A 2911-nucleotide genomic window follows, 5' to 3' on the forward strand; every position below is an offset into this window, starting at 1 on the left:
CCCGAGGCCGTGCCACGCAGCGCCGCCGTGGCCGACAGGCGCTGGCGGGCCTCGGTGCGGTCGCGCCGCGGCTCCAGCAGCCAGGTCTTGAGCAGGCGGCTGCCCATGCCGGTCATGCAGGTGTCCAGCAGCGAAAAGAGGGTGGGCGCGTCTTCGCCCCGCAGCGTGCGCGTCAGTTCCAGGTTGCGGCGCGTGGCCAGGGGCAGGGCGATCAGCTCGTCGCTCTGCTGCACGCGCACGCCGTGCACGTGGGTGAGCGATCGGCCCTGCGTGTGCTCGGCATAGGCCAGCAGCGCGGCGGCGGCGGCGTGGGCCTGGGCCAGGTCCTGCGCGCTCCAGGCGGCAAGGCTGGCCGCGCCCAGTTGCTCCAGCAGCTTGCGCTCGCCCAACGCGGCATCGAACTGCCAGTCCGGCCGCAGGCTCAAGGGGCAGGCGAAGGTGCCGTTCTGGCGCAGCGCCTTCAACTGCTGCTCGAAGCGCTCGGTCACGCCCGCGCTGTAGATCACCTCGCTCGGGCCTATGCGCGCGATCCAGGCGCCGACCTCGTCGTGCGTGCATTCGGCCAGGTGCACCAGCCCCTGCGTCACGCTGAGCCACGCCAGGCCGCAACGCGCGCGGGGGCCCTGGTGCACCGACAGCAGCAGCGATTCGGCCTTGTCGGACAGCAGTTCGCTGTCGGTGAGCGTGCCCGGCGTGACCACGCGCACCACCTTGCGCTCCACCGGCCCCTTGCTCGCGCCCACTTCGCCCACCTGCTCGCAGATGGCCACCGACTCGCCCATCTTGATGAGCCGGCCCAGGTAGTTCTCCAGCGCGTGGAAGGGCACGCCGGCCATCACCACCGGCTGCCCGCCGGACTGACCGCGCTGCGTGAGCGTGATGTCCAGCAGCCGCGCGGCCTTCTCGGCATCGGCGAAGAACACCTCGTAGAAATCGCCCATGCGGTAGAAGACCAGCGTGTCGGGGTACGCGGCTTTCAGGGCCAGGTACTGCTGCATCATCGGCGTGTGGTGCGAGAAGTCGCTGCCCAGATGCGGCGCGGCGGGCGCGGGCGTGTCAGGGGTGGAGGGCGATGCGGATGGCGATGCGGTGATGGGGGCGTTTTCTGCCGGCTGCTGCATGTTCTGGGTTCTCTCGACTTCACCGGGATCGCGGAGCGCGCGACGGCCGCTCGCTGCTGGCAATCCCCTGCGGGGTGGCATCGCGGCACCCGCTCGGTCAGCGGCCGGCCGCGGCGAACCCGCTATTGTGGACGAGCGCCCTGGCGCAAGCGGGACGACCCATCGCATCGGCAGTGCCTTGGCCGGCAGCCGCCGCCGTGCCCCGGGCCTTGCCAAAGCATGGGTGGATGAATGCTGATTTCAAATAAAGCCAGAAAATAAGAAAAATATTCTCAATATGGCTCACTAACATGGTTGCTGTTACCCGGATCAACGGAAATCAAGCAACGCCATGGAAATCTACCTCGACGCCAACGCCACCACGCCCGTCCTGCCCGCCGCCCGCGATGCCGCCCTGGCTGCGATGGCGGACGACTACGGCAACCCCAGCAGCACGCACAGCACCGGTCTCAAGGCCCGCGCGCTGATGGATGCGGTGCGGGCCCGGGCCCGCCGGGTGGTCGGTGCGCCTTCGGGCCAGCTGATGTTCGTGAGCGGCGCGACCGAGGGCATCCAGACCGCCGTGCTGTCGGCGCTGGACCATGTGCGCAGGCAGCGCACCGCAGGCGGCGACGGCGCCACGGGGCCGCAGCTGCTGCTGTACGGCGCGACCGAGCACAAGGCGGTGCCCGAGGCGCTCCGGCACTGGAACACGCTGCTGCAGCTCGGCCTGCAGGTGCTGCCCATTCCCGTGGCGCACGATGGCCGGCACGACCTCGACTGGCTGCGCGCCCATGCGCCGCGCGCCGCGCTGGTGTGCACCATGGCCGCCAACAACGAGACCGGCGTGGTCAGCGATCTGGCGGGCATCGCGCAGGCGATGGCGGGCAGCGGCGCGCTGTGGCTGGTGGACAGCGTGCAGGCCCTGGGCAAGATGGCGCTGCAGCTGGCCGACCACCCCATCGACTACGCCACGTTCTCCGGCCACAAGCTCTATGCGCCCAAGGGCATCGGCCTGCTGTACGTGCGTGAGGGCGCGCCGTTCACACCCATGATGGCCGGCGGCGGGCAGGAGGGCGCCCTGCGCTCGGGCACCGAGAACATGGCGGGCATCGCCGCCCTGGGTGCGGTGCTGGCGGCGCTGGAGGGCGGCACCACGTTCCAGCCCCCGCAGGTGCTGGCAGGCTATCGCGCGCAGCTGGGCGCGGCGCTGGAGGCGGCCTTCCCCGGCCTCGTCTTCAACGCGCCGCCCGGGCTCTGCCTGCCCACCACGCTCAACTTCTCGGTGCCGGGCGTGGGCTCGCGGCTGTTGCTGGATCTGTTCGACGCCGCGGGCGTGCGCGTCAGCGGCGGCTCGGCCTGCAGCGCGGCCAAGGCCCAGCCCAGCCACATGCTGCAGGCCATGCAGTTGCCGGCCTGGCAGGCGGACTCGGCTGTGCGGCTGTCGTTCGGCCCGGCCGCGGATGCTGCCTTCATCGGCGAGGCCTGCGCCCGCATCCGCGCGTGCGGCGAATCGCTGCGTGCCAGTTGCCTGGGCCCGGCCCAGCCGGCCGCGCTGCCCGTCGAAGGAGTGACCCGTTTCGTGGTCGATGGCGCATGCTGCTACCTGGTGGCCGATGCCGCCAGCCGCCGCTGCGCCGTGATCGATCCGCTGCCCGAGCTGACCGAGCGGCTGGCCCAGCTGGTGCGCTGCCAGGGCTACACGCTGGCAGCGGTGCTGGACACCCACAGCCATGGCGACCACGCGTCATCCGCCGCCGCGCTGCGTGCCGCCCTGGCCGGCCACCCGGCCGCGGACGAGGCCGTGGACG

At 71.5% G+C, this 2911-nt stretch carries 3 protein-coding genes; 1 reads left to right on the forward strand and 2 read right to left on the reverse strand.

Annotated elements, in window-relative coordinates:
* Together AC27IQ_RS21620 and AC27IQ_RS21625 are read right to left on the reverse strand one after the other, a co-directional pair.
* Window positions 1–1001: MutS N-terminal domain-containing protein (locus tag AC27IQ_RS21620; protein ID WP_487090740.1), on the reverse strand; the 1001-nt coding region annotated here is incomplete at its 3' end.
* A 217-nt stretch (window positions 1002–1218) separates the two neighbouring features.
* The gene (locus AC27IQ_RS21625; protein ID WP_487090738.1) at window positions 1219–1413 is read right to left on the reverse strand and encodes a hypothetical protein; all 195 of its coding nucleotides are present in this window, start codon (window positions 1411–1413) and stop codon (window positions 1219–1221) included.
* Between the two features lie 39 nt (window positions 1414–1452).
* Between AC27IQ_RS21625 and AC27IQ_RS21630 the strand changes: the two genes are divergently transcribed.
* On the forward strand, window positions 1453–2911 hold a 1459-nt coding region (locus AC27IQ_RS21630; RefSeq protein ID WP_487090739.1), incomplete at its 3' end, for a cysteine desulfurase family protein.

It is taken from the genome of Acidovorax sp. KPB24-07 (assembly GCF_057543315.1).